Genomic DNA, 24,501 nt, shown 5'->3' with positions numbered 1-24,501 from the left:
GAAGAGGTTTAAGATGGCTCACATCGAAAAACAAGCTGGCGAACTGCAGGAAAAGCTGATCGCGGTAAATCGCGTATCTAAAACCGTAAAAGGTGGCCGCATTTTCAGCTTTACCGCACTGACTGTCGTTGGTGATGGTAACGGTCGCGTTGGTTTTGGCTACGGCAAAGCACGCGAAGTTCCGGCAGCGATCCAGAAAGCGATGGAAAAAGCCCGTCGCAACATGATGAATGTCGCGCTGAATAGCGGTACCCTACAGCATCCTGTTAAAGGCGCTCATACGGGTTCCCGTGTCTTCATGCAGCCGGCTTCCGAAGGTACCGGTATTATCGCCGGTGGTGCAATGCGCGCCGTCCTTGAAGTCGCTGGGGTGCACAACGTATTGGCTAAAGCTTATGGTTCCACCAACCCGATCAACGTGGTTCGTGCAACTATTGATGCTTTGGCAAATATGAAGTCTCCTGAGATGGTCGCTGCCAAGCGTGGTAAATCCGTTGCAGACATTCTGGGGTAATGACCATGGCTAAGACTATCAAAGTAACACAAGTTCGCAGCTCCATTGGCCGTTTACCGAAGCATAAAGCTACACTGCTCGGTCTGGGTCTGCGTCGTATTGGTCACACCGTAGAGCGCGAGGATACGCCTGCTTTACGCGGTATGATCAACCTGGTTTCCTACATGGTTAAAGTTGAGGAGTAACAGATGCGTTTAAATACTCTGTCTCCGGCTGAAGGTGCCAAGCATGCGCCGAAACGTGTAGGTCGTGGTATTGGTTCTGGCCTGGGTAAAACCGGCGGCCGTGGTCACAAAGGTCAGAAGTCTCGTTCTGGTGGTGGCGTACGTCGTGGTTTTGAAGGTGGTCAGATACCTTTGTACCGTCGTTTGCCGAAATTCGGCTTCACTTCACGCAAAGCGATGATCACGGCAGAAGTTCGTCTGTCTGAACTGGCTCTAGTTGAAGGCGATGTTATCGACCTGAATACGTTGAAAGCCGCTAACGTTGTTGGTATCCAAATCGAGTTCGTGAAAGTTATACTTTCTGGTGAAGTGGCTCGTCCGGTTACCCTGCGTGGTCTGCGTGTCACCAAAGGCGCTCGTGCTGCTATCGAGGCTGCTGGCGGTAAAATTGAGGAATAAGTGAGCTGATGGCTAAGCAACCAGGATTAGATTTTCAAAGTGCTAAAGGCGGGCTAGGTGAGCTGAAGCGCAGACTTTTGTTTGTCATTGGCGCGCTGATTGTCTTCCGTATCGGCTCTTTTATTCCGATTCCTGGTATTGATGCCACTGTGCTTGCCAAATTGCTTGAGCAGCAGAGAGGCACTATCATTGAAATGTTCAACATGTTCTCTGGTGGTGCCCTCAGCCGTGCTTCTATCTTTGCATTGGGTATCATGCCGTATATTTCGGCGTCGATCATTATCCAACTGCTAACGGTGGTTCACCCAGCGTTGGCGGAAATCAAGAAAGAAGGGGAAGCTGGTCGTCGCAAGATTAGCCAGTACACCCGTTACGGTACGCTGGTGTTGGCCATATTCCAGTCGATCGGTATTGCTACCGGTCTGCCTAATATGCCTGGCATGCAGGGCTTGGTAATGAATCCAGGCTTTGCATTCTACTTTACTGCGGTTGTGAGCCTGGTAACCGGGACGATGTTCCTGATGTGGCTGGGTGAGCAGATTACTGAGCGTGGTATCGGTAACGGTATCTCGATCATCATTTTCGCGGGTATTGTAGCGGGACTTCCGCCAGCAGTGGCCCATACTATTGAGCAAGCCAGGCAAGGTGACCTGCACTTCCTCTTGTTGCTGTTGGTTGCAGTATTGGTGTTTGCAGTAACTTTCTTCGTTGTTTTCATCGAGCGTGGTCAACGCCGTATCGTCGTTAACTATGCGAAACGTCAACAAGGTCGTCGTGTTTATGCTGCACAGAGCACACACTTACCGTTGAAAGTGAACATGGCGGGCGTAATCCCAGCAATTTTCGCTTCCAGCATTATTCTGTTCCCGGCCACGATTGCGTCTTGGTTTGGGGGCGGTACCGGTTGGAACTGGCTGACAACGGTCTCGTTGTATTTGCAGCCAGGGCAACCGCTTTATGTGTTACTCTATGCGTCTGCAATCATCTTCTTCTGTTTCTTTTACACGGCGTTGGTTTTCAACCCGCGCGAGACAGCAGATAACCTGAAGAAGTCCGGTGCCTTCGTACCAGGAATTCGTCCGGGAGAGCAAACGGCGAAGTACATCGATAAAGTGATGACGCGTTTAACATTTGTGGGCGCGATATATATTACCTTTATCTGCCTGATCCCGGAGTTCATGCGTGATGCAATGAAAGTACCATTCTACTTTGGTGGTACCTCGCTACTGATTGTGGTTGTCGTCATCATGGACTTTATGGCTCAAGTGCAAACTCTGATGATGTCAAGTCAGTACGAGTCTGCATTGAAGAAAGCAAATCTGAAAGGTTATAACCGCTAGTCAGATTGGTTTGAGAAGTTACGGAGAGTAAAAATGAAAGTTCGTGCTTCCGTCAAGAAATTATGTCGTAGCTGCAAAATCGTTAAGCGTAACGGTGTTGTTCGTGTGATTTGCAGCGCTGAGCCGAAGCATAAGCAGCGTCAAGGCTGATTATCTCGCATATTTTTCTTGCAAAGTTGGGTTGAGCTGGCTAGATTAGCCAGCCAATCTTTTGTATGTTGCTGCAATGCTATTTGAGTATCCTGAAAACGGGCTTTTCAGAATGGTGTTGCTGTATAAATAGTAGGAGTGCATAGTGGCCCGTATAGCAGGCATTAACATTCCTGATCATAAACATACCGTAATCGCATTAACGTCGATCTTCGGAATCGGTAAAACCCGTTCACAGTCTATCTGTGCCTCTACGGGTATTGCTGAAAATGTTAAGATCAGTGAGCTGTCTGAAGAGCAAATTGAACAACTGCGTGAAGCAGTTGCCAAATTCACTGTTGAAGGTGATTTGCGTCGTGAAGTTACCCTGAGCATCAAGCGTCTGATGGATCTTGGTACATATCGTGGTTTGCGTCATCGTCGTGGTCTGCCAGTTCGCGGTCAGCGTACTAAGACCAACGCACGTACCCGTAAGGGTCCGCGTAAACCGATCAAGAAGTAATCGGGGTGATTGAATAATGGCAAAGGCACCTGTTCGTACACGTAAGCGTGTAAGAAAGCAAGTCTCTGATGGCGTGGCTCATGTCCATGCTTCTTTCAACAACACTATTGTAACTATTACCGATCGTCAGGGTAATGCTTTGGGTTGGGCAACTGCCGGTGGTTCCGGTTTCCGTGGTTCTCGTAAGTCTACTCCGTTCGCAGCACAGGTTGCCGCAGAACGTTGTGCTGACGCAGTAAAAGAATACGGTATCAAGAACCTGGAAGTTATGGTTAAAGGACCTGGTCCTGGTCGTGAGTCTACTATCCGCGCTCTGAATGCGGCAGGTTTTCGCATCACTAATATCACCGATGTGACTCCGATCCCTCATAACGGTTGTCGTCCGCCGAAGAAGCGCCGCGTATAACGCCGCTGTTTTTCGGATTGTTGGAGAAAGAAAATGGCAAGATATTTGGGTCCTAAGCTCAAGCTTAGCCGCCGCGAGGGTACAGACCTGTTCCTGAAGTCTGGCGTTCGTGCGATCGATTCAAAGTGCAAAATTGATCAACCTCCTGGTCAACATGGTGCGCGTAAGCCGCGTCTGTCTGACTATGGTGTACAGTTACGTGAGAAGCAGAAAGTTCGTCGTATGTACGGTGTTCTGGAGCGTCAGTTCCGTAACTATTATAAAGAAGCAGCACGCCTGAAGGGCAACACTGGTGCAAACTTGTTGCAGTTGCTGGAAGGTCGTCTGGACAACGTTGTCTACCGTATGGGCTTCGGCGCTACGCGTGCAGAGTCACGTCAGTTGGTTAGCCACAAAGCAATTATGGTAAACGGTCGTGTTGTTAACATCGCTTCTTATCAGGTATCTCCGAATGACGTAGTCAGCATCCGCGAGAAGGCTAAAAAGCAATCTCGTGTTAAAGCTTCTTTGGAGCTGGCTGAGCAGCGCGAAAAGCCGACTTGGCTGGAAGTTGATGCGCTCAAGATGGAAGGTGTGTTCAAACGTATTCCTGAACGTACTGATCTGTCTGCGGACATTAACGAACACCTGATCGTCGAGCTTTACTCCAAGTAAAGCTTGAGTTTCAAAGAGAGGACACAATGCAGGGTTCTGTGACAGAGTTTCTAAAACCGCGCCTGGTAGATATCGAGCAAATTAGTTCGACGCACGCCAAGGTGACCCTTGAGCCTTTAGAGCGTGGCTTTGGCCATACTCTTGGCAACGCACTGCGCCGTATTCTGCTTTCATCTATGCCGGGTTGCGCGGTGACCGAGGTTGAGATTGATGGTGTACTGCATGAGTACAGCACCAAAGAAGGCGTACAGGAAGATATCCTGGAGATCCTGCTCAACCTGAAAGGGCTGGCGGTGAGAGTTCAAGGAAAAGACGAAGTTATTCTTACCCTGAATAAATCTGGCATTGGCCCTGTGACCGCTGCCGATATCATCCATGATGGTGATGTCGAAATCGTCAAGCCGCAGCATGTAATCTGCCATTTGACCGATGAAAACGCTGCTATCAGTATGCGTATCAAAGTTCAGCGTGGCCGTGGTTATGTGCCGGCTTCTGCCCGAATTCATTCGGAAGAAGATGAGCGCCCGATTGGTCGTCTGTTGGTTGATGCCTGCTTTAGCCCTGTAGAGCGTATTGCCTACAATGTTGAAGCAGCGCGTGTAGAACAGCGTACTGACTTGGACAAGCTGATAATCGAGATGGAAACCAATGGCGCGATCGATCCTGAAGAAGCGATCCGCCGTGCGGCTACCATTCTGGCTGAACAACTTGAAGCTTTCGTTGATCTGCGTGATGTACGTCAACCGGAAGTAAAAGAAGAGAAACCAGAGTTCGATCCAATCCTGCTGCGCCCTGTTGACGATCTGGAATTGACTGTCCGCTCTGCTAACTGCCTCAAGGCAGAAGCTATCCACTACATCGGTGATCTGGTACAGCGTACCGAGGTTGAGTTGCTGAAAACGCCGAACCTGGGTAAAAAATCTCTTACTGAGATTAAAGACGTGCTGGCCTCACGGGGTCTGTCTCTGGGCATGCGCCTGGAAAACTGGCCGCCGGCAAGCATTGCTGACGAGTAACCGGATCACAGGTTAAGGTTTTACTGAGAAGGATAAGGTCATGCGCCATCGTAAGAGTGGTCGTCAATTGAACCGTAACAGCAGCCATCGACAGGCTATGTTCCGTAACATGGCCGGCTCTTTGGTTCGTCATGAAATCATTAAGACGACCCTGCCAAAAGCGAAAGAGCTGCGTCGCGTTGTTGAGCCGCTGATTACTCTTGCCAAGACCGACAGCGTAGCTAATCGTCGTCTGGCATTCGCCCGCACTCGTGATAACGAGATCGTGGCAAAACTGTTTAATGAGCTAGGCCCGCGTTTTGCGAGCCGTGCTGGGGGTTACACTCGTATTCTGAAGTGTGGCTTCCGTGCGGGCGACAACGCACCGATGGCATACATCGAGCTGGTTGATCGTGCTGAGTCTCAAGCAGAAGTGGCAACTGCAGAGTAATCTGTAGACACGTAAAAAAACCGGGCTTGCCCGGTTTTTTTACGCCCAAATTCCCATTGATCTTAAGCTCCCTATCCCTTTAACTAAGTCGACATGATATCTAAGTGTGTTGCAGGGTAAATTTAGCTGGGAGGAAAAGTGATGTTCAAAATCGGTCAATTGGCGAAGCTCGCTGACGTAACTCCAGATACGATACGCTACTATGAGAAGCAAGGCATGATGGATCATAATGTCCGTACAGCAGGAGGCTATCGGCTGTATAGCGATCAGGATCTGCAACGCCTACGTTTTATCCGCTATGCCAAACAATTAGGTTTTACGCTAGAGATGATCGCCGAACTGTTGTCGATCCGCATCGACCCAGAGCATCATACCTGCAAGGAGTCGAAGTCTATCGTTGATGCTCGCTTGAATGATGTTGAAAACAAGTTGGCTGAGTTAACCCGGATGCACGGGTCCTTGAAGCGGTTGAGCGATGCCTGTTGCGGTGCCGCCCACTCCAGTAACTATTGTTCTATCCTTGAAGCGCTGGAACAGGGTGCCAGGGATGAAAAGTGCGAAAAAGGCCACTGAGGAACCTTTAATTTTTACATGGACGACAATATCAACAGTACACTAACCTTTCATCGCCATATCAACAATGGTCTGATGGGTTGCGGGTTTAGCGCTGTTGTAGCGATAGCTGAGCTGGAAGGTTTTCAGGCAGTGTTTACAGCGATAAAGCTGTGCTCCTGAGCGGGAATGGCTGTTCCGAATTACCCTCTTCGTTTCAGAACAATGAGGATAAACCACATCAATCTTTGTCATAGGTGCATTCAAAAGCCGAAAGAGTACACCAACACTACATCGGCGTCACGACCGCTTTTATTTGAATGGGTCTAGTCTGTATTCTACAGTTTTGGTTGTTGTTGGCTCAGCAAATCACGAATTTCAGTCAGCAGTTTTTCTTCTGCGGTTGGTGCTGGTGGGGTAACAGGCTTTTCTTCCTGTTTACGACGCGCTTTGTTCATTAATTTAATCGCTAGGAAAATAGCGAAAGCAACAATAACGAAATCGAAAATGGTCTGAATAAATGAACCGTAGTTTATCACTACAGCAGGAACAGTGCCTTGAGCTTCGCGTAATACCAAATGGAATTGTTTGAAATCAACACCACCGATCAGTAAGCCCAGTGGTGGCATGATGATATCCGCAACCAAAGATGAAACGATCTTGCCAAACGCCGCACCAATAATAACCCCCACGGCTAGATCAACCACATTGCCACGTATGGCAAATTCACGGAACTCTTTCAACAAACTCATAGATCGCACCCCTTGCAGAAATTAATAACTCAAGTTTAACAAAGTACTTCCCCTTTGCCATAAATGGAGGAAAAAGTTTTATCTCTTTCCTCGGCAGAGAAGAATATCTGTTAATAGATTTGTTCTACAGGAAGAATGGACTTGGCTGAAATAGCCGCTCTACATCAGGGACGAATTTCTTGTCGGTAATAAACATAATAACGTGATCGCCCTGCTCAATTTTGCTGTTGCGGTTAGCGATAATAACGTCATCACCGCGCACAATGGCACCGATGGTAGTGCCTGGTGGCAGTTTGATCTCTGCCACGATCCGCCCAACCACTTTCGAGGTACTTTCATCACCGTGGGCGATGGCTTCAATTGCTTCGGCTACACCGCGGCGTAATGAAGAAACACTGACAATATCTGCTTTGCGTACGTGGCCCAACAATGCTGAAATCGTTGCCTGCTGTGGCGAAATAGCGATATCAATCACGCTTCCCTGTACTAGATCGACATAGGCACGGCGCTGGATCAACACAATTACTTTCTTGGCACCCATCCGCTTTGCCAGCATGGCAGACATAATGTTGGCTTCATCGTCGTTGGTGATAGCGATAAATACGTCCACTTGATCGACGTGTTCTTCTGCCAGTAGTTCCTGATCAGAGGCGTCACCATAAAACACGATAGTATCATGAAGCTGCTCGGCCAGTTCGGTGGCACGTTGCCGATTACGCTCAATCAGCTTCACGTTGTAAGACTTCTCCAGCCTCTGAGCCAGCCCAGCGCCAACATTGCCACCACCGACGATCATGATGCGTTTATAGGGTTTCTCCAACCGTTGCAGTTCGCTCATTACGGCACGGATATGCTGTGAAGCGGCGACAAAGAATACCTCATCCCCAGCTTCAATAATGGTTGAACCTTGTGGGCGAATGGGTCTATCCTGCCGGAAAATGGCGGCGACACGGGTGTCGATGTGCGGCATATGCTCGCGCATTGAGGATAACGCATTACCTACCAGCGGCCCACCATAGTAGGCTTTTACCGCCACGATGCTGATCTTGCCTTCGGCAAAGTTCACCACTTGTAGTGCGCCGGGGTATTCGATCAGCTTGTAAATGTAATCGATAACTAGTTGTTCCGGTGAAATCAGGTGGTCAATTGGCACCGCTGCCGGTTGGAATAGCTTCTCTGACTCGCGGATGTAGTCTGGCGCACGTATACGGGCAATACGATTGGGGGTATTAAACAGCGAATAGGCGATCTGGCAGGCGACCATATTAGTTTCGTCAGAGTTGGTGACGGCGACCAGCATATCTGCGTCTTCGGCACCGGCTTCGCGTAGTACACGCGGATGAGAACCGTGCCCCTGCACCACTCGCAGGTCAAATTTATCCTGTAATTGCCGTAGGCGACCAGAATTAGTATCGACGACGGTGATATCGTTATTTTCGCCTACCAGGTTTTCCGCCAGCGTACCGCCAACCTGGCCTGCACCAAGAATAATTATTTTCATTTGGTTCCCTGCTTCACACTGAAAGATTTAGGGGGCTGGGGCATGCCCTGAAGAATTATATTTTAATCAGCTTAGCGTAAAAGAAGCCATCACCATCCTTGGGATGTGGAAGGTTCTGTCGGCCCGGCTGCTCTGGGCTACCGGTCTCGACCAACCTGGCGTCGTAATGGTGTTGCAGGAAGGCGGCGATTTGTTCGCTGTTTTCTTCCGGCAGGATCGAGCAAGTGGCGTAGACCATCACACCGCCGGATTTCAAATGTGGCCATATCGCTGCCAGCATTTTCGCCTGTAGGCCAGCTAACTCGGCGATATCACGGTCACGACGTAGCCATTTGATGTCGGGATGCCGGCGAATAACGCCGCTGGCCGAGCAAGGAGCATCCAGTAAAATGCGATCGAACTGTTTGTTGCCGCACCACTGTTGCGGTGTGCAGCCATCGCCCAGTTTTACCTCGGCATGCAAGTGCAGGCGCTGGAGGTTCTCTTTGACACGAGTGAGTCGGTGCTCATCGATGTCAATGGCCATCACCTGTGCCTTGGGCGCGGATTCCAGAATATGGGTGGTTTTGCCACCAGGAGCCGCGCACAGGTCGAGGATTTGTTCACCGTTTTGTGGATCGAGCAGAGCAATACAGCCCTGCGCCGAAGCATCCTGTACAGTAACCCAGCCATCGGCAAAGCCAGGCAGAGCGCTCACAGCGCACGGTGTTAGAAGGCGTAGTGCGTCAGTATATTCAGCGTGAGGTTCGGCTGCTATGCCGGCCTGGGTCATCAGTTGCAGGTATGCTTCGCGGGTGTGATGCAGACGGTTGACGCGCAGCCACATTGGCGGTTTCTGGTTATTGGCATCGACAATCTGCTCCCACTGCGCCGGGTAGGCCTGCTGGATGCGTTTTAACAGCCAGCTTGGGTGTAAGTAGCGGCAGTTGTTATCGGCAGCGTGCTGCATCAACGCGTCTTGTTGACGCTGAAACTGGCGTAATATGCCGTTAATCAGTCCTTTAAGTTGCGGACGTTTCAGCGCTACTGCACCGTTCACCGTTTCAGCTAGCACCGCGTGCGGTGGGATGCGAGTATACAGCAGTTGGTAGAGGCCAACCATCAGTAAATAGTGCAGTGTGCGTTGTTTGCCGATCATTGGCTTGGCCATCAACTGCTGAATGCACCATTCAAGTTGGGGCAGCATGCGTAAGGTACCGAAGCACAGTTCCTGTAACAATGCACGATCCTTGTCATTGATGGTACTTTGCATTGCTGGCAGGACAGTGCTGAGCGACTGACCTTGATCCAGTACCTGGCCGATGGCTTTGGCAGCGTGACTTCGGAGGTTGTAATTGTTTTTCATGATAACGGTCAGCATTAAAAAAGAAACAGCCCGGCGATTAATGGCCGGGCTATGGAGGAGGCTACAACTGGTTGCCAGGGGTAAACCATGCGCGGCGTGAATTCAGTAAATCCTGCGCTGACATCGGTTTTTTCCCTGCTGGCTGCAACTGGGTTAGGTTAAGAATGCCGTTGGCAGTCGCCACCTGAATGCCGTGCTTGTCGGCATGGACAATGGTGCCTGGTTCTGCGTCTGCGGTTTCCACCAGCACACTGGCTTGCCAAACTTTCACCGGCTGCCCATCCACGGTGAAGTAACTGACCGGCCATGGGTTAAAGGCGCGAATGCAACGCTCTAACTGCGCAGCGGACAGGCTCCAGTCCAGGCGCGCTTCTTCTTTGCTCAGTTTCTCAGCGTAGGTCACCTGCGCCTCATTCTGAACTTCACGTTTAACCGTGCCATCTGCCAACAGTTGTAACGTTGTCAGCAGCCCCTGCGGGCCAAATTCGGCCAGTTTGTCATATAGGCTGGCGCTGGTATCTGTTGCTTCGATAGGACAAACGATCTTGTGTATCATGTCGCCGGTATCCAACCCCACATCCATCTGCATGATGGTCACCCCGGTTTCGTTGTCGCCTGCCCACAAAGAACGCTGGATTGGTGCCGCACCACGCCAGCGTGGCAGCAGTGAACCGTGCACGTTAATGCAGCCCAAATGGGGCATATCCAATACTGTTTTCGGCAAAAGCAGTCCATAAGCCACCACAACCATCACATCGGCGTTAAGATCGGCAACCAGTTGCTGATTCTCTTCAGGCCGTAATGATTTCGGCTGAAACACCGGCAGTTGATGCCGTTCCGCCAGCACCTTGACTGAACTCGGTGTTAGCTTATTGCCACGTCCAGCCGGACGATCGGGCTGGGTAAATACGCCGACGATCTGGTGCTCAGATGATAACAACGCGTCAAGGTGACGCGTTGCGAAGTCTGGTGTTCCGGCGAAAATAATCCGTAAAGAGTCAGACACGCTGATTTCCTGATCGGTTAGGCACGGGCGTTAAGCTTGGCCATTTTTTCCAGTTTCTGGCGGATGCGCTGGCGCTTGAGTGGCGACAGGTAATCTACGAACAGCTTGCCCACCAGGTGATCCATCTCGTGTTGGATGCAGATCGCCAACAGGTCGTCCGCTTCCAGCTCGAAAGGTTTGCCGTCGAAGTCGAGCGCGCGGATCTTCACGTTGGCTGCGCGCGGTACCAGAGCGCGTTGCTCGGGTAACGAAAGGCAGCCTTCTTCGATGCCTGTTTCGCCGCTTTTTTCCAGCAGTTCCGGGTTGATCAGCACCAGGCGCTGATCGCGGTTATTGGAAATATCAATAACGATAATGCGCTGGTGGATATCCACCTGAGTTGCAGCCAAGCCAATGCCTTCCTCTGCGTACATGGTTTCAAACATGTCATCCACGATGCGCTGGATATCTGCATTGACTTCTTTTACCGGTGCTGCAATTTTGCGCAGCCGATCGTCTGGGAAATGTAATACCTGCAAGACTGACATATATCTTTAGATCTGTATCCGAGTGATAAACGAGGTTTAGCTTTCATTCTAGACATTTCCCTGCCTGATTGACAGCATTGTACATCAATTGCTCGAATGGGTAATACCAGCGCTTTCTGCGAGGGAAAGGGTGATGCAGCCAGAAGAAATTAGCTTACGGATGCGTGGGGTGAAGGGGCTGGACACGTCATTAGCTAGCCAGATTATGCGGCAGTTGATAGCGGCCGGTACTGAACCTTGCAAGTTGTTGCGGGAGATAGGGCTGAATGACCGGCAGCAAGCTCAATTTCAGCAGGCGGATGCCCGCTATTTGGCCTCCACACTGCGCTGGTTGGAGCAGGTGGGCTGCCAGATGCTGCTCTATGGTGAGGTCGGATACCCAGAGCGCTTGAAGCATATTAATGATGCGCCGTTGTTGTTGTTAGTGCAGGGCAACCCGCAAGTACTGCAACAGCCACAAATTGCTATGGTCGGCAGTCGGCAATTTAGCCACTACGGTGAGCATTGGGGGCGCTACTTTGCTGGTGAATTAACGTATTGTGGCCTTACCATTACCAGCGGCTTGGCTATTGGCATTGATGGTATCTGCCATCGCGCTGCACTGGCGGCCAGTGGTTGCACCGTGGCAGTCTTGGGCAGCGGGTTGGCCAACGTCTATCCGCGTCAGCATTGGCGGCTTGCTGAGCAGATTGTTGAACAGGGCGGTGCGGTAGTTTCTGACCATCTGGTCACCGATTTGCCGTTGGCCGCACATTTTCCACGGCGTAACCGTATTATCAGCGGCCTGAGCCTGGGCGTGCTGGTGATTGAAGCCTCGCTGCACAGTGGCACCCTGATCACCGCCCGCTATGCGTTGGAGCAGGGGCGTGAGGTGTTCGCTCTTCCTGGCGCGCTAGGGAACCCGATGAGCGAAGGCACGCATTGGCTCATCCAGCAAGGCGCTTATCTGGTCACTAGCCCGAAAGACATCGCCGAACAGTTGGGAAGTAGTCTTCATTGGCTGTCAATGAACGAAAATACACCTATTTGTGTATCTGAGGCCGAAGTTGAATTGCCATTTGCCGATGTGTTGGCTAACGTAGGGGATGAGGTGACGCCTGTTGATGTCGTCGCTGAACGTGCCGGCCAACCCGTGACAGAAGTAGTGATCAAGTTATTGGATTTGGAGCTAGCAGGCTGGATTGCAGCGGTACCTGGTGGTTATGTCCGAATAAGGAAGGCAAGTCATGTTCGACGTACTTATGTACTTGTTTGAAACTTATCTCCACAATGGATCAGAGTTGCACGTCGATCAGGATCAACTGACCGACGATCTCGCTCAGGTGGTCTTTCATCCAGATGATTTCTTCAATTCATTGAATTAGTTATAAAATTTTCTGATTTTCAGGTGGAAGAAAATGCATCTTACTTTATCGATACTGACCCACTAACGATGCGGATTTACACCAAAAAGGAGAACGTGCGTTTGGATGCCAGTTGCCGTGGTTTCCTCCTATTTTTGGAACAGATTCAGGTATTAAACCTTGAAACCCGTGAAATGGTTATCGATCGTGTTATGGCCTTGGACAACACGGAGTTTGATCTCGAAGATCTAAAATGGGTGGTGCTGATGGTACTGTTTAATATCCCCGGATATGAAAATGCCTATCAGCAAATGGAAGAACTGTTGTTTGAAGTAGAAGGCTATCTGCACTAAACCGGTTACACGCATAGAAAAAGTTATGACCAAAACAGCGATTTTTGCCACCAGGCAAAATGAATCCTGTCCGGAATGCGGGGCTAAATTGGTGATCCGCTGTGGTCGCCATGGCCCCTTCTTGGGCTGTTCTCATTATCCCGAATGCCAGCATATCCGGCCGCTTAAGGCACAGGCCGATGGTCATATCGTCAAGGTATTAGAAGGGCAGTCATGCCCGAAGTGCCAGGCGATGCTGGCGCTGCGTCAGGGGCGTTATGGTATGTTCATCGGCTGCTGTAATTATCCAGAATGTGACCATACCGAATTGATTGATAAGCCGGACGAAACCAGCATCACTTGCCCGCAATGCAGACAGGGAAAACTGCTGCGGCGCAAGTCGCGTTACGGTAAAGTGTTCCATTCCTGTGATCGTTATCCGGGGTGTCAGTTTGCTCTCAATTTTAAACCAGTTGCTGGCGAGTGCGCCTACTGCCACTATCCATTACTGATGGAGAAGCGTACGGCAAAAGGGTTGATCCTCTGCTGTGCTAATAAACTTTGTGGAAAACCCGTAGCAACCACCGAATAACCACATAATGAACTCAGAACCTACTTCCACCCTCGCGTCTATTATTGACGCGCTGCATAATCAGCAGGTTATCGCCTATCCTACCGAAGCTGTATTCGGTCTGGGATGTGACCCCGATAGCGAACAGGCGGTTAATACGTTGCTGTCCTTGAAACAGCGGTCGTGGGAGAAGGGATTGATCCTTATCGCCGCCGACTACCAGCAGTTAATCCCGTATATTAATGACAGCGCGTTGAGTGAGCCGCAACGTGCTGCGATATTCGCCAGTTGGCCGGGGCCGGTAACTTGGGCGATCCCTGCCCGGCCTGAAACTCCGCGCTTTCTGACTGGCCGTTTCAACTCGCTGGCGGTGCGCGTCAGTGCCCATCCGCTGGTGCAGCAACTGTGTCGGCAGTATGGCAAACCATTGGTATCGACCAGCGCTAACTTCAGCGAGCGAGAACCCTGCCGTAATACAAATGAGGTGACACAGCAGTTCGGTACTGCGTTCCCGGTGTTGGTGGGTAAAGTTGGTGGTTACCTCAACCCTTCAGAAATCAGAGATGCTTTGAGCGGCGAACAGATCCGCCAGGGTTAGACAGAGGTAATGTGCATGGAGAAATTTGCGGTATTCGGCAACCCTATCAGCCACAGCAAATCACCGTTGATTCATGCGTTGTTCGCCGAACAGACAGGAATTGATCACCCGTATGGCACCGTGCTAGCACCCCTAGAGAGTTTTGAGGCCAGCCTGCAAGCGTTTATCCGTGCGGGTGGTCAGGGGGCGAACGTCACGGTACCTTTTAAGGAGCGTGCCTTTCAAGCCGCGTCTGAGCTGAGTGAGTTCGCCTCGCTGGCTGGTGCTGTGAATACGCTTAAGGTGTTACCAGAAGGCGGTTTGCTGGGAGATAACACGGATGGCATCGGCCTATTAACCGATCTTGAACGCCAACAACTGATCTGGCCGCAGGATCACATTTTGCTGGTGGGGGCAGGTGGTGCAGCGCGTGGTGTGATCTTGCCGCTGTTGTCCTTTGGCTGTGAACTAACGATCACCAACCGAACTTTCAGCCGGGCGAAGGAACTGGCTCAGCTCTTCCAACACCGTGGTGAGATCTCGGCGCAACCGATGGATCAGCTTGATCAGCACCGGCCATTCAATCTGGTGATCAATGCCACGGCTTCCGGCATCAGCGGTAAGATACCGGCGTTGCCAGTCGGTGTGGTCAACTGCCAAACTCGGTGTTATGACATGTTCTATCAGCAGGGAAGGACACCGTTCCTCGCTTGGGCGCAGCAACAGGGGGCAACGGAGTTTGCCGATGGTCTGGGGATGCTGGTGGGGCAGGCTGCTCATGCGTTCTTGCTGTGGCACGGTGTAATGCCTGAGATCGAACCGGTATTGCGCTGTGTGCGTAGTCAGTTGGCGGCATAAGCGAAGCACCTGTTCCCGATCAGGTAATAGGTGCTAGTCAGATAGCTTTCGGCAGGTATTCGTCTTTCCAGCGCACATAGTTGTTGGCAGAGTAGAGTAATCCATCCAACTCGGCGGCGGTCAGCGGGCGAACCTGGCGCGCTGGGCTACCCATATAGAGATAACCGCTGACCAGCCGTTGACCTGGTGTCACCAGGCTGCCAGCACCAATCATCACATCATCTTCTACTACTACACCGTCTAGCAGGATCGAACCCATACCTACCAATACCCGATTGCCGATGGTGCAGCCGTGCAGTATGGCCTTATGGCCAACAGTAACGTCATTGCCAATCAATAATGGGTAACCTTCGGGGTTATGTTTCGATCTATGGGTCACGTGCAGCACACATCCATCCTGAATATTGCTGCGTGCGCCAATCTTAATCGCATTAACGTCACCACGAATGGCGACCAGAGGCCAAATACTGACATCGTTGGTCAATTCAACATTGCCGATCACTACGCTGGAGGGATCGATCATGACGCGTTGACCGAGTTTAGGAGAGTAATGGAGATAAGAACGTACTGCATCGGACATGGTAATAGCCTCATCGGGATCATATTTATCGGCAATACTAGACTTTGATGATGAAATTACAATTATTTACGGCGACGGATTAATGATATTTATCGCACAAGAACCACCCAAAAGGATGAGAAAGTGTGCAAGAAAAAAGAAAGATCAAAAAAGGGGTTGTGCAAAAAAATTGGAACCCTATAATGCGCCCCCACTGGCCCGGTATTTCGGCAGATACGCCGCCGGATCAGCAAGGGAAAAGTCAAAATAATGGCTTGACTCTTCAGAGGGAAAGCGTAGTATACGCCACCTCAAGTTTGCCGCCGTGCTGCGGCTGACTTACCGCTCTTTAACAATTTATCAGACAATCTGTGTGGGCACTCCACAAGACAATATCCCGTCCCTGTTGGGACGAAAAAATATCAAGTCTTGAAGAGTGACTACCTGAAGTAACATTCATGCAGTAAATCTTTGAGCAGCGCTTCACAAGTTGAAGCATATCAAGCTTTGAATTGAAGAGTTTGATCATGGCTCAGATTGAACGCTGGCGGCAGGCCTAACACATGCAAGTCGAGCGGTAGCACAAGAGAGCTTGCTCTCTGGGTGACGAGCGGCGGACGGGTGAGTAATGTCTGGGAAACTGCCTGATGGCGGGGGATAACTAGTGGAAACGGTAGCTAATACCGCATAACGTCGCAAGACCAAAGTGGGGGACCTTCGGGCCTCACGCCATCAGATGTGCCCAGGTGGGATTAGCTGGTAGGTGGGGTAACGGCTCACCTAGGCGACGATCCCTAGCTGGTCTGAGAGGATGACCAGCCACACTGGAACTGAGACACGGTCCAGACTCCTACGGGAGGCAGCAGTGGGGAATATTGCACAATGGGCGCAAGCCTGATGCAGCCATGCCGCGTGTGTGAAGAAGGCCTTCGGGTTGTAAAGCACTTTCAGCGAGGAGGAAGGGTAATGTGTTAATAAGACATTGCATTGACGTTACTCGCAGAAGAAGCACCGGCTAACTCCGTGCCAGCAGCCGCGGTAATACGGAGGGTGCAAGCGTTAATCGGAATTACTGGGCGTAAAGCGCACGCAGGCGGTTTGTTAAGTCAGATGTGAAATCCCCGCGCTCAACGTGGGAACGGCATTTGAGACTGGCAAGCTAGAGTCTTGTAGAGGGGGGTAGAATTCCAGGTGTAGCGGTGAAATGCGTAGAGATCTGGAGGAATACCGGTGGCGAAGGCGGCCCCCTGGACAAAGACTGACGCTCAGGTGCGAAAGCGTGGGGAGCAAACAGGATTAGATACCCTGGTAGTCCACGCTGTAAACGATGTCGATTTGGAGGTTGCGCCCTTGAGGGGTGGCTTCCGTAGCTAACGCGTTAAATCGACCGCCTGGGGAGTACGGCCGCAAGGTTAAAACTCAAATGAATTGACGGGGGCCCGCACAAGCGGTGGAGCATGTGGTTTAATTCGATGCAACGCGAAGAACCTTACCTACTCTTGACATCCAGAGAACTTTCCAGAGATGGAGGGGTGCCTTCGGGAGCTCTGAGACAGGTGCTGCATGGCTGTCGTCAGCTCGTGTTGTGAAATGTTGGGTTAAGTCCCGCAACGAGCGCAACCCTTATCCTTTGTTGCCAGCGATAAAGTCGGGAACTCAAAGGAGACTGCCGGTGATAAACCGGAGGAAGGTGGGGATGACGTCAAGTCATCATGGCCCTTACGAGTAGGGCTACACACGTGCTACAATGGCGTATACAAAGAGAAGCGACCTCGCGAGAGCAAGCGGACCTCACAAAGTACGTCGTAGTCCGGATTGGAGTCTGCAACTCGACTCCATGAAGTCGGAATCGCTAGTAATCGTAGATCAGAATGCTGCGGTGAATACGTTCCCGGGCCTTGTACACACCGCCCGTCACACCATGGGAGTGGGTTGCAAAAGAAGTAGGTAGCTTAACCTTCGGGAGGGCGCTTACCACTTTGTGATTCATGACTGGGGTGAAGTCGTAACAAGGTAACCGTAGGGGAACCTGCGGTTGGATCACCTCCTTACCGAAAGATATTGATTTGTGTGGCGTGCTCACACAGATTGTCTGATGAATGTCGATGAGCAAGAAAACCCTTTCGTTGAAAGGCGCTAGAGGCGACTGAGTGGTTAACACCGTGGTTGCTTGACTTTGCCAGCAGAGTTGCGCCTTTACACGGAAATAGCCAATCAGCGATTTGCCAGGCAATTTCTGTGTCCCCATCGTCTAGAGGCCTAGGACACTGCCCTTTCACGGCTGTAACAGGGGTTCGAATCCCCTTGGGGACGCCATTGTGATAATGAGTGAAAGACATTATCACCGACTATCTCAAAGCTGACTTGCGAGTCGGGTTTGAGATAGTGCTCTTTAACAATCTGGAACAAGCTGAAAATTGAAAAATGACGGCTGAAGCTTATCCCTGCGTAGAGGTATTGGGGTAAGGGTCAAGCTGTCATGGTGACACTCACCTGTTTGCAATGCGAAGTGAGACACCTTCGGGTTGTAAGGTTAAGTGACTAAGCGTACACGGTGGATGCCTAGGCAGTCAGAGGCGATGAAGGGCGTGCTAATCTGCGAAAAGCACCGGTAAGGTGATATGAACCGTTATAGCCGGCGATACCCGAATGGGGAAACCCAGTGTGATACGTCACACTATCGTTAAGTGAATACATAGCTTGACGAAGCGAACCGGGGGAACTGAAACATCTAAGTACCCCGAGGAAAAGAAATCAACCGAGATCCCCCCAGTAGCGGCGAGCGAACGGGGGCCAGCCCAGAACCTGAATCAGCGGGTGTGTTAGTGGAAGCGTCTGGAAAGTCGCGCAGTAAAGGGTGATAGCCCCGTACACAAAAATGCACTGGCTGTGAGTTCGATGAGTAGGGCGGGACACGTGACATCCTGTCTGAATATGGGGGGACCATCCTCCAAGGCTAAATACTCCTGACTGACCGATAGTGAACCAGTACCGTGAGGGAAAGGCGAAAAGAACCCCGGCGAGGGGAGTGAAAAAGAACCTGAAACCGTGTACGTACAAGCAGTGGGAGCACCGTTGAGGTGTGACTGCGTACCTTTTGTATAATGGGTCAGCGACTTATATTTTGTAGCAAGGTTAACCGCATAGGGGAGCCGTAGGGAAACCGAGTCTTAACTGGGCGAAGAGTTGCAAGGTATAGACCCGAAACCCGGTGATCTAGCCATGGGCAGGTTGAAGGTTGGGTAACACCACCTGGAGGACCGAACCGACTAATGTTGAAAAATTAGCGGATGACCTGTGGCTGGGGGTGAAAGGCCAATCAAACCGGGAGATAGCTGGTTCTCCCCGAAAGCTATTTAGGTAGCGCCTCGTGAATTCATCTTCGGGGGTAGAGCACTGTTTCGGCTAGGGGGCCATCCCGGCTTACCAACCCGATGCAAACTGCGAATACCGAAGCATGTTATCACGGGAGACACACGGCGGGTGCTAACGTCCGTCGTGAAGAGGGAAACAACCCAGACCGCCAGCTAAGGTCCCAAAGTCATGGTTAAGTGGGAAACGATGTGGGAAGGCCCAGACAGCCAGGATGTTGGCTTAGAAGCAGCCATCATTGAAAGAAAGCGTAATAGCTCACTGGTCGAGTCGGCCTGCGCGGAAGATGTAACGGGGCTAAACCATGCACCGAAGCTGCGGCAGCGGCGCTGATGCGTTGTTGGGTAGGGGAGCGTTCTGTAAGCCGTTGAAGGTGTCCTGTGAGGGGTGCTGGAGGTATCAGAAGTGCGAATGCTGACATAAGTAACGATAAAGCGGGTGAAAAACCCGCTCGCCGGAAGACCAAGGGTTCCTGTCCAACGTTAATCGGGGCAGGGTGAGTCGACCCCTAAGGCGAGGCTGAAAAGCGTAGTCGATGGGCAACAGGTTAATATTCCTGTACTGGGTGTGACTGCGAAGGGGGGACGGAGAAGGCTAGGCAGGCCGGGCGACGGTTGTCCCGGTTTAAGCGTGTAGGGGGGCGTTTTGGGTAAATCCGGAACGCCATACAGAAACCCTGAGGCGTGATGACGATGCACCAAGGTGCAGAAGCTGTTGATGCCCTGCTTCCAGGAAAAGCCTCTAAGCATCAGGTCACCTTTAATCGTACCCCAAACCGACACAGGTGGTCAGGTAGAGAATACCGAGGCGCTTGAGAGAACTCGGGTGAAGGAACTAGGCAAAATGGTGCCGTAACTTCGGGAGAAGGCACGCTGGCATGTAGGTGAACTCCGTATCGGAGGGAGCTGAAGCCAGTCGCAGAGACCAGCTGGCTGCAACTGTTTAATAAAAACACAGCACTGTGCCAACACGAAAGTGGACGTATACGGTGTGACGCCTGCCCGGTGCTGGAAGGTTAATTGATGGGGTTAGCCGCAAGGCGAAGCTCTTGATCGAAGCCCCAGTAAACGGCGGCCGTAACTATAACGGTCCTAAGGTAGCGAAATTCCTTGTCGGGTAAGTTCCGACCTGCACGAATGGCGTAATGATGGCCAGGCTGTCTCCACCCGAGACTCAGTGAAATTGAACTCGCTGTGAAGATGCAGTGTACCCGCGGCAAGACGGAAAGACCCCGTGAACCTTTACTATAGCTTGACACTGAACATGGAGCCTTGATGTGTAGGATAGGTGGGAGGCAGTGAATCGTGGACGCCAGTCTGCGAGGAGCCACCCTTGAAATACCACCCTTTAATGTTTGATGTTCTAACTTTGCCCCGTGACCCGGGGTGAGGACAGTGTCTGGTGGGTAGTTTGACTGGGGCGGTCTCCTCCCAAAGAGTAACGGAGGAGCACGAAGGTCAGCTAATCACGGTCGGACATCGTGAGTTTAGTGCAAAGGCATAAGCTGGCTTGACTGCGAGAGTGACGGCTCGAGCAGGTACGAAAGTAGGTCTTAGTGATCCGGTGGTTCTGAATGGAAGGGCCATCGCTCAACGGATAAAAGGTACTCCGGGGATAACAGGCTGATACCGCCCAAGAGTTCATATCGACGGCGGTGTTTGGCACCTCGATGTCGGCTCATCACATCCTGGGGCTGAAGTAGGTCCCAAGGGTATGGCTGTTCGCCATTTAAAGTGGTACGCGAGCTGGGTTTAGAACGTCGTGAGACAGTTCGGTCCCTATCTGCCGTGGGCGTAGGAAGATTGAGAGGGATTGCTCCTAGTACGAGAGGACCGGAGTGAACGCACCGCTGGTGTTCGGGTTGTCATGCCAATGGCATTGCCCGGTAGCTAAGTGCGGAACAGATAAGCGCTGAAAGCATCTAAGCGCGAAACTGGCCTCGAGATGAGTCTTCCCTGGGTCTGAGAGGTCCCTGAAGGCACGTTTAAGACGAAGACGTGGATAGGCTGGGTGTGTAAGAGCAGCGATGCTTTGAGCTAACCAGTACTAATGAGCCGTGAGGCTTAACCTTACAACACCGAAGGTGTGTTATAGGCAGGGGTGGAGTTATTTTCAGCGAGTTCCGAGATTGGTTCTGGTGGTTACGTGAGTAACGGCCGAGAATGAAACAGACTTTGCCTGGCGGCAATAGCGCGGTGGTCCCACCTGATTCCATGCCGAACTCAGCAGTGAAACGCCGTAGCGCCGATGGTAGTGTGGGGTCTCCCCATGTGAGAGTAGGACACTGCCAGGCATCAAATAAAGTAGAAAGCCTCATGCGAAAGCATGGGGCTTTTTGCTTTGTGAGTTACCGAGAGTGAATGGCCTGGGCCTGTGCAGGTGAAACGAAAGAGTCGGGAAAACGTTAGGCGTTGCTTGACAGCGACCTGAAGGGGAGTGAGCAGGAAAGCCCGCTGACGGGCCTTCACCTGCGGCGATATCCGGTAGGTGTGAGCTTAGAATGAGCTGAACACTGTTGGTATCAAATAGTAAGCCAAGAGGCCATCCGTGAGGAGACCTCCTGGTTTTTCTGCCTTGAAAAAACTGCCGATTTCTACCTGGCACCACAGCGATGAAATATTTTCACCTTCCCACTGATTACGCGACATCCATTTTTGAAAACGCTATTCTTGGGTATCTAGATAGCTAAACATCCAAGTTGATATGTGAGAGTCAAGTAATGCCGATTCGTGTTCCTGATGAGCTACCCGCGGTGAGTTTCTTGCGTAATGATAATGTCTTTGTGATGACATCTTCTCGGGCAAAAACACAAGAAATCAGACCGTTGAAAGTGCTGATCCTGAATCTGATGCCAAAGAAGATCGAGACAGAAAACCAGTTTTTACGTTTGCTCTCCAATTCTCCATTGCAGATTGATATCCAACTGCTGCGTATTGATAGTCGCGAATCAAGGAATACGCCGACCGAACACCTGAACAATTTCTACTGTAATTTTGAGGATATTCAGCAAGAGAACTTTGATGGACTAATCATCACCGGAGCGCCGCTGGGCCTGGTTGATTTTTGCGATGTTGCCTATTGGCCGCAGATTGAACGGATTATCAATTGGGCTAAGAACCACGTCACTTCCACGCTATTTGTTTGTTGGGCAGTGCAGGCTGCGCTAAATATCCTATATGGTATCCCCAAGATGACGCGTGAGGTGAAGATCTCCGGCGTCTACCAGCATCAGACGCTGCAGCAGCATGCTTTGCTGACCCGTGGTTTTGACGAGACCTTCCTGGCACTGCATGCGCGTTATGCCGACTTCCCGACTGAGATCATCGGCCAATATACCGATCTGGATATCTTGGCCGAATCGGAGCAAACCGGTGTTTATCTGTTTGCCAGCAAGGACAAACGCCTGGCGTTTGTCACCGGTCATCCAGAGTATGATGCGCTGACTCTGGCGAGTGAATATTTTCGCGATAGCGACGCAGGCCTTAACCCCGCTTTACCGCTCAACTACTTCCCCGGCGATAACCTTGAACGCATCCCGAAAGCTACCTGGCGTAGCCATGGTCATCTGCTGTTTTCCAACTGGCTTAACTACTACGTCTACCAGATCACACCGTTCGATCTGCGGCATATGACCCCCACGTTTGAGTAACTTTTTTCTTTTGTCAGTGACCAGAGTTTGTAGGGGGGTAGGGTTCGCTACCGCATTCAAATTCGCGGCCTAGAGCTGCGGGCTGATGTGACAAACTTGACCGTGACCCGACAGTGCAGATCTTGGGCTACACTTGGAACCTGTTGTATTGTGGGCATGGGGTGAATAGCATCTCCGGCAGACTCCGATGTAGCCTGAAACCCATTGGGTAAAGGTCATTCTCTTGTTGGGCATTTAATGGAGTATATCTTCCGTGTTGACCCTTCTTCACCTGCTTTCGTCAGTCGCGCTGCTGGTATGGGGTACCCACATTGTACGCACTGGGATCATGCGGGTATACGGTACCAACTTGCGCCGCATTTTGAGCGACAGTATTGAAAAAAAGCCACTGGCCTTCATTTCTGGCATCGGCGTTACCGCGCTGGTACAAAGCAGCAACGCCACCGCGTTGTTGGTCACTTCATTTGTCGCGCAGGGACTAGTAGGGCTAGCACCTGCACTGGTGATCATGCTCGGTGCGGATGTCGGTACCGCGCTGATGGCAAGGGTACTGACTTTTGATCTTTCTTGGCTGTCGCCGCTGCTGATTTTGGTCGGTGTATTCTTGTTCCTCAGCCGTAAGCAAACCCGTATTGGTCAAATGGGGCGTGTGAGCATCGGCCTTGGGCTGATCATACTGGCGTTGGAGCTGATTGTTGCGGCGGCCACACCGATCACCCAGGCGTCCGGTGTAAAGGTATTGTTCTCATCGCTGACTGGTGATGTGATGCTGGATTCCCTAACCGGCGCGTTGTTTGCTATTGTCAGCTATTCCAGCTTGGCAGCAGTATTGTTGACCGCGACCCTGACTGCATCCGGTGTGATCTCGTTGAAGGTAGCGCTTTGCTTGGTGATCGGTGCCAATCTTGGCAGTGGCCTGCTTGCGGTGATCACCACCAGTGGCCAGAACGCTGCTGGTCGCCGGGTGGCGCTCGGCAGCCTGCTGTTCAAACTGCTCGGTTGCGTACTGGTGCTGCCGTTCGTCGTTTATTTGGCCGATATGATGAGCCGAGTACCTGGTAGCAATAAAGAGTTGGTGATCTACTTCCATGTATTTTACAACTTGATCCGTTGCCTGGTGCTAATCCCACTGACAGGGCCGATGGCAAAGCTGTGCGGTATGCTGATCGCCGACGTGGCGGCCGACGATCCCCGTCTGCGGCCACGGCACTTGGATGCCAGCGCACTGGATACCCCAACGTTGGCACTGGCTAATGCAGCGCGTGAAACCTTGCGTATGGGCGATGTGGTGGAGCACATGATGATACTGCAACGGGAAGTGCTGCATGGCAAGCGTGGGCAAGATAAAGAGGTGCGTCGGCTAGACGATGATGTTGATGTGCTGTACACCGCCATCAAACTTTATCTGGCGCAGATTCAGAAAGAGGATCTGGGTGAAGAGGATTCCCGCCGCTGGGCGGAGATCATCGAAATGGCTCTTAACCTGGAGCAGGCTGGCGATATCATTGAACGCATGGCAGGTGACGTGGCAGCTAAATCGTACGCGGTGCGGCGAGCGTTTTCAACTGAGGGGCTGGCAGAGCTGGATGCGTTGCATGAGCGGCTAATCGACAATCTACGCCTGAGCCTGTCGGTGTTCCTGTCCGGTGATATTGCTAGCGCTAAACGGCTGCGTCGCTCCAAACACCGTTTCCGCATTTTAGATCGTCGTTATGCGCATGCGCACGTTGACCGTCTGCACCAGCAAAATGTGCAGAGCATCGAAACCAGCTCGCTGCATCTCGGATTGTTAGGGGATATGAAAAGGTTGAACTCACTGTTCTGTGCGGTGGCCTACAATGTGCTGGATCAAGATGAAAAGGATGCCAGGTCGTGACTGAAAAGATAACCCAAGTATGCTGAAAAATTGTGGGGCGCAAATG

At 51.4% G+C, this 24,501-nt stretch carries 23 protein-coding genes, 1 tRNA gene, 3 rRNA genes and 2 pseudogenes; 22 read left to right on the top strand and 7 right to left on the bottom strand.

Annotated features, from left to right (window positions below; translation table 11 throughout):
• Window positions 1-13 precede the first annotated feature (13 nt).
• The 11 genes from rpsE to zntR all read left to right on the top strand — a co-directional run bounded on the left by rpsE (window position 14) and on the right by zntR (window position 6,208).
• Window positions 14-514, top strand: coding sequence for a 30S ribosomal protein S5 (gene rpsE, locus SYMBAF_RS14535; protein WP_004956164.1), 501 nt, complete (start codon window positions 14-16; stop codon window positions 512-514).
• Window positions 515-519: 5 nt separating this feature from the next.
• Complete coding sequence (rpmD, locus tag SYMBAF_RS14530) at window positions 520-699, top strand: 50S ribosomal protein L30 (RefSeq protein WP_037389659.1); 180 nt, start codon at window positions 520-522, stop codon at window positions 697-699.
• Between the two features lie 3 nt (window positions 700-702).
• Window positions 703-1,137 (top strand): 50S ribosomal protein L15, encoded by a 435-nt coding sequence (gene rplO / locus SYMBAF_RS14525; RefSeq protein ID WP_006709761.1) that lies wholly within the window; start codon window positions 703-705, stop codon window positions 1,135-1,137.
• A gap of 8 nt (window positions 1,138-1,145) precedes the next feature.
• Entirely contained in the window at window positions 1,146-2,477 is a 1,332-nt protein-coding gene (gene secY, locus SYMBAF_RS14520; RefSeq protein WP_040263562.1) for a preprotein translocase subunit SecY, read from the top strand.
• 33 nt (window positions 2,478-2,510) lie between these two features.
• Window positions 2,511-2,627: a 50S ribosomal protein L36 gene (gene rpmJ, locus SYMBAF_RS14515; protein WP_071837516.1), complete on the top strand. Its 117-nt coding sequence runs from the start codon at window positions 2,511-2,513 to the stop codon at window positions 2,625-2,627.
• A 145-nt stretch (window positions 2,628-2,772) separates the two neighbouring features.
• Window positions 2,773-3,129, top strand: coding sequence for a 30S ribosomal protein S13 (rpsM, locus tag SYMBAF_RS14510; protein ID WP_004951130.1), 357 nt, complete (start codon window positions 2,773-2,775; stop codon window positions 3,127-3,129).
• Between the two features lie 16 nt (window positions 3,130-3,145).
• Window positions 3,146-3,535: a 30S ribosomal protein S11 gene (gene rpsK / locus SYMBAF_RS14505; RefSeq protein ID WP_004951128.1), complete on the top strand. Its 390-nt coding sequence runs from the start codon at window positions 3,146-3,148 to the stop codon at window positions 3,533-3,535.
• Window positions 3,536-3,568: 33 nt separating this feature from the next.
• Window positions 3,569-4,189 carry a 30S ribosomal protein S4 gene (gene rpsD, locus SYMBAF_RS14500; RefSeq protein WP_006709758.1) on the top strand — a complete coding sequence of 207 codons (621 nt, stop codon included), beginning with the start codon at window positions 3,569-3,571 and terminating at the stop codon, window positions 4,187-4,189.
• A 26-nt stretch (window positions 4,190-4,215) separates the two neighbouring features.
• Window positions 4,216-5,205: a DNA-directed RNA polymerase subunit alpha gene (locus SYMBAF_RS14495; RefSeq protein WP_040263555.1), complete on the top strand. Its 990-nt coding sequence runs from the start codon at window positions 4,216-4,218 to the stop codon at window positions 5,203-5,205.
• A gap of 40 nt (window positions 5,206-5,245) precedes the next feature.
• A complete protein-coding gene (gene rplQ, locus SYMBAF_RS14490) occupies window positions 5,246-5,635 on the top strand; it encodes a 50S ribosomal protein L17 (protein ID WP_004929726.1) in 390 nt (129 codons plus the stop codon).
• Between the two features lie 141 nt (window positions 5,636-5,776).
• A complete protein-coding gene (gene zntR / locus SYMBAF_RS14485; RefSeq protein WP_040263552.1) occupies window positions 5,777-6,208 on the top strand; it encodes a Zn(2+)-responsive transcriptional regulator in 432 nt (143 codons plus the stop codon).
• A gap of 45 nt (window positions 6,209-6,253) precedes the next feature.
• Here the strand turns inward: zntR and SYMBAF_RS17950 are convergent.
• The 6 genes and pseudogenes from SYMBAF_RS17950 to def form a co-directional block, all read right to left on the bottom strand.
• Window positions 6,254-6,442: pseudogene (locus SYMBAF_RS17950) on the bottom strand (IS1/IS1595 family N-terminal zinc-binding domain-containing protein); the annotation flags it as partial.
• A gap of 83 nt (window positions 6,443-6,525) precedes the next feature.
• A complete protein-coding gene (gene mscL / locus SYMBAF_RS14480; protein ID WP_040263547.1) occupies window positions 6,526-6,939 on the bottom strand; it encodes a large-conductance mechanosensitive channel protein MscL in 414 nt (137 codons plus the stop codon).
• A 124-nt stretch (window positions 6,940-7,063) separates the two neighbouring features.
• Complete coding sequence (gene trkA / locus SYMBAF_RS14475; RefSeq protein WP_040263545.1) at window positions 7,064-8,440, bottom strand: Trk system potassium transporter TrkA; 1,377 nt, start codon at window positions 8,438-8,440, stop codon at window positions 7,064-7,066.
• Window positions 8,441-8,495: 55 nt separating this feature from the next.
• The gene (gene rsmB / locus SYMBAF_RS14470; protein WP_040263904.1) at window positions 8,496-9,785 is read right to left on the bottom strand and encodes a 16S rRNA (cytosine(967)-C(5))-methyltransferase RsmB; all 1,290 of its coding nucleotides are present in this window, start codon (window positions 9,783-9,785) and stop codon (window positions 8,496-8,498) included.
• A gap of 61 nt (window positions 9,786-9,846) precedes the next feature.
• Entirely contained in the window at window positions 9,847-10,791 is a 945-nt protein-coding gene (gene fmt / locus SYMBAF_RS14465) for a methionyl-tRNA formyltransferase (RefSeq protein WP_040263544.1), read from the bottom strand.
• Window positions 10,792-10,808: 17 nt separating this feature from the next.
• Window positions 10,809-11,318 (bottom strand): peptide deformylase, encoded by a 510-nt coding sequence (gene def, locus SYMBAF_RS14460; RefSeq protein WP_006708428.1) that lies wholly within the window; start codon window positions 11,316-11,318, stop codon window positions 10,809-10,811.
• Window positions 11,319-11,451: 133 nt separating this feature from the next.
• Between def and dprA the strand changes: the two genes are divergently transcribed.
• The 5 genes and pseudogenes from dprA to aroE all read left to right on the top strand — a co-directional run bounded on the left by dprA (window position 11,452) and on the right by aroE (window position 14,999).
• Window positions 11,452-12,573 (top strand): DNA-protecting protein DprA, encoded by a 1,122-nt coding sequence (dprA, locus tag SYMBAF_RS14455; RefSeq protein WP_040263543.1) that lies wholly within the window; start codon window positions 11,452-11,454, stop codon window positions 12,571-12,573.
• Window positions 12,545-13,014, top strand: a pseudogene (locus SYMBAF_RS14450) (DUF494 family protein). Before dprA ends, SYMBAF_RS14450 begins: the two are co-directional and overlap by 29 nt.
• A gap of 25 nt (window positions 13,015-13,039) precedes the next feature.
• Window positions 13,040-13,585 (top strand): DNA topoisomerase family protein, encoded by a 546-nt coding sequence (locus SYMBAF_RS14445; RefSeq protein WP_040263542.1) that lies wholly within the window; start codon window positions 13,040-13,042, stop codon window positions 13,583-13,585.
• 7 nt (window positions 13,586-13,592) lie between these two features.
• A complete protein-coding gene (gene tsaC / locus SYMBAF_RS14440; RefSeq protein ID WP_006708429.1) occupies window positions 13,593-14,162 on the top strand; it encodes an L-threonylcarbamoyladenylate synthase type 1 TsaC in 570 nt (189 codons plus the stop codon).
• A gap of 15 nt (window positions 14,163-14,177) precedes the next feature.
• Window positions 14,178-14,999 carry a shikimate dehydrogenase gene (aroE, locus tag SYMBAF_RS14435; RefSeq protein ID WP_040263539.1) on the top strand — a complete coding sequence of 274 codons (822 nt, stop codon included), beginning with the start codon at window positions 14,178-14,180 and terminating at the stop codon, window positions 14,997-14,999.
• 37 nt (window positions 15,000-15,036) lie between these two features.
• Here the strand turns inward: aroE and SYMBAF_RS14430 are convergent, their stop codons facing one another.
• Entirely contained in the window at window positions 15,037-15,579 is a 543-nt protein-coding gene (locus tag SYMBAF_RS14430) for a gamma carbonic anhydrase family protein (protein ID WP_040263537.1), read from the bottom strand.
• A gap of 488 nt (window positions 15,580-16,067) precedes the next feature.
• Between SYMBAF_RS14430 and SYMBAF_RS14425 the strand changes: the two genes are divergently transcribed.
• The 6 genes from SYMBAF_RS14425 to SYMBAF_RS14400 all read left to right on the top strand — a co-directional run bounded on the left by SYMBAF_RS14425 (window position 16,068) and on the right by SYMBAF_RS14400 (window position 24,455).
• Window positions 16,068-17,609, top strand: a 16S ribosomal RNA gene (locus tag SYMBAF_RS14425).
• Window positions 17,610-17,798: 189 nt separating this feature from the next.
• Window positions 17,799-17,874: transfer RNA gene (locus SYMBAF_RS14420), tRNA-Glu, on the top strand.
• A 215-nt stretch (window positions 17,875-18,089) separates the two neighbouring features.
• Window positions 18,090-21,001: ribosomal RNA gene (locus SYMBAF_RS14415) — 23S ribosomal RNA — on the top strand.
• Between the two features lie 106 nt (window positions 21,002-21,107).
• A 5S ribosomal RNA gene (rrf, locus tag SYMBAF_RS14410) occupies window positions 21,108-21,223 on the top strand.
• Together the 16S, 23S and 5S rRNA genes with 1 tRNA gene alongside form the textbook arrangement of a ribosomal RNA operon.
• A 426-nt stretch (window positions 21,224-21,649) precedes the next feature.
• Window positions 21,650-22,579: a homoserine O-acetyltransferase MetA gene (gene metA, locus SYMBAF_RS14405; RefSeq protein ID WP_040264256.1), complete on the top strand. Its 930-nt coding sequence runs from the start codon at window positions 21,650-21,652 to the stop codon at window positions 22,577-22,579.
• Between the two features lie 253 nt (window positions 22,580-22,832).
• The gene (locus tag SYMBAF_RS14400; protein ID WP_040264254.1) at window positions 22,833-24,455 is read left to right on the top strand and encodes a Na/Pi cotransporter family protein; all 1,623 of its coding nucleotides are present in this window, start codon (window positions 22,833-22,835) and stop codon (window positions 24,453-24,455) included.
• The last annotated feature ends 46 nt before the right edge of the window (window positions 24,456-24,501 follow it).

It is taken from the genome of Serratia symbiotica (assembly GCF_000821185.2).
GTDB lineage: Bacteria > Pseudomonadota > Gammaproteobacteria > Enterobacterales > Enterobacteriaceae > Serratia > Serratia symbiotica.
The sequence above is the reverse complement of the archived record's forward strand: the minus strand, read 5'-3'. Positions and strand labels throughout refer to the sequence as shown.

What these genes read in the sequence shown, in the direction of transcription:
- trkA (WP_040263545.1), bottom strand. Translation starts at nt 8,440, where the DNA reads ATGAAAATAATTATTCTTGGTGCAGGCCAGGTTGGCGGTACGCTGGCG.
- rpmD (WP_037389659.1), top strand. Translation starts at nt 520, where the DNA reads ATGGCTAAGACTATCAAAGTAACACAAGTTCGCAGCTCCATTGGCCGT.
- rpsE (WP_004956164.1), top strand. Translation starts at nt 14, where the DNA reads ATGGCTCACATCGAAAAACAAGCTGGCGAACTGCAGGAAAAGCTGATC.
- tsaC (WP_006708429.1), top strand. Translation starts at nt 13,593, where the DNA reads ATGAACTCAGAACCTACTTCCACCCTCGCGTCTATTATTGACGCGCTG.
- rpsD (WP_006709758.1), top strand. Translation starts at nt 3,569, where the DNA reads ATGGCAAGATATTTGGGTCCTAAGCTCAAGCTTAGCCGCCGCGAGGGT.
- SYMBAF_RS14430 (WP_040263537.1), bottom strand. Translation starts at nt 15,579, where the DNA reads ATGTCCGATGCAGTACGTTCTTATCTCCATTACTCTCCTAAACTCGGT.
- aroE (WP_040263539.1), top strand. Translation starts at nt 14,178, where the DNA reads ATGGAGAAATTTGCGGTATTCGGCAACCCTATCAGCCACAGCAAATCA.
- rplO (WP_006709761.1), top strand. Translation starts at nt 703, where the DNA reads ATGCGTTTAAATACTCTGTCTCCGGCTGAAGGTGCCAAGCATGCGCCG.
- rpmJ (WP_071837516.1), top strand. Translation starts at nt 2,511, where the DNA reads ATGAAAGTTCGTGCTTCCGTCAAGAAATTATGTCGTAGCTGCAAAATC.
- def (WP_006708428.1), bottom strand. Translation starts at nt 11,318, where the DNA reads ATGTCAGTCTTGCAGGTATTACATTTCCCAGACGATCGGCTGCGCAAA.
- rplQ (WP_004929726.1), top strand. Translation starts at nt 5,246, where the DNA reads ATGCGCCATCGTAAGAGTGGTCGTCAATTGAACCGTAACAGCAGCCAT.
- SYMBAF_RS14445 (WP_040263542.1), top strand. Translation starts at nt 13,040, where the DNA reads ATGACCAAAACAGCGATTTTTGCCACCAGGCAAAATGAATCCTGTCCG.
- mscL (WP_040263547.1), bottom strand. Translation starts at nt 6,939, where the DNA reads ATGAGTTTGTTGAAAGAGTTCCGTGAATTTGCCATACGTGGCAATGTG.
- SYMBAF_RS14495 (WP_040263555.1), top strand. Translation starts at nt 4,216, where the DNA reads ATGCAGGGTTCTGTGACAGAGTTTCTAAAACCGCGCCTGGTAGATATC.
- rsmB (WP_040263904.1), bottom strand. Translation starts at nt 9,785, where the DNA reads ATGAAAAACAATTACAACCTCCGAAGTCACGCTGCCAAAGCCATCGGC.
- metA (WP_040264256.1), top strand. Translation starts at nt 21,650, where the DNA reads ATGCCGATTCGTGTTCCTGATGAGCTACCCGCGGTGAGTTTCTTGCGT.
- zntR (WP_040263552.1), top strand. Translation starts at nt 5,777, where the DNA reads ATGTTCAAAATCGGTCAATTGGCGAAGCTCGCTGACGTAACTCCAGAT.
- secY (WP_040263562.1), top strand. Translation starts at nt 1,146, where the DNA reads ATGGCTAAGCAACCAGGATTAGATTTTCAAAGTGCTAAAGGCGGGCTA.
- rpsK (WP_004951128.1), top strand. Translation starts at nt 3,146, where the DNA reads ATGGCAAAGGCACCTGTTCGTACACGTAAGCGTGTAAGAAAGCAAGTC.
- dprA (WP_040263543.1), top strand. Translation starts at nt 11,452, where the DNA reads ATGCAGCCAGAAGAAATTAGCTTACGGATGCGTGGGGTGAAGGGGCTG.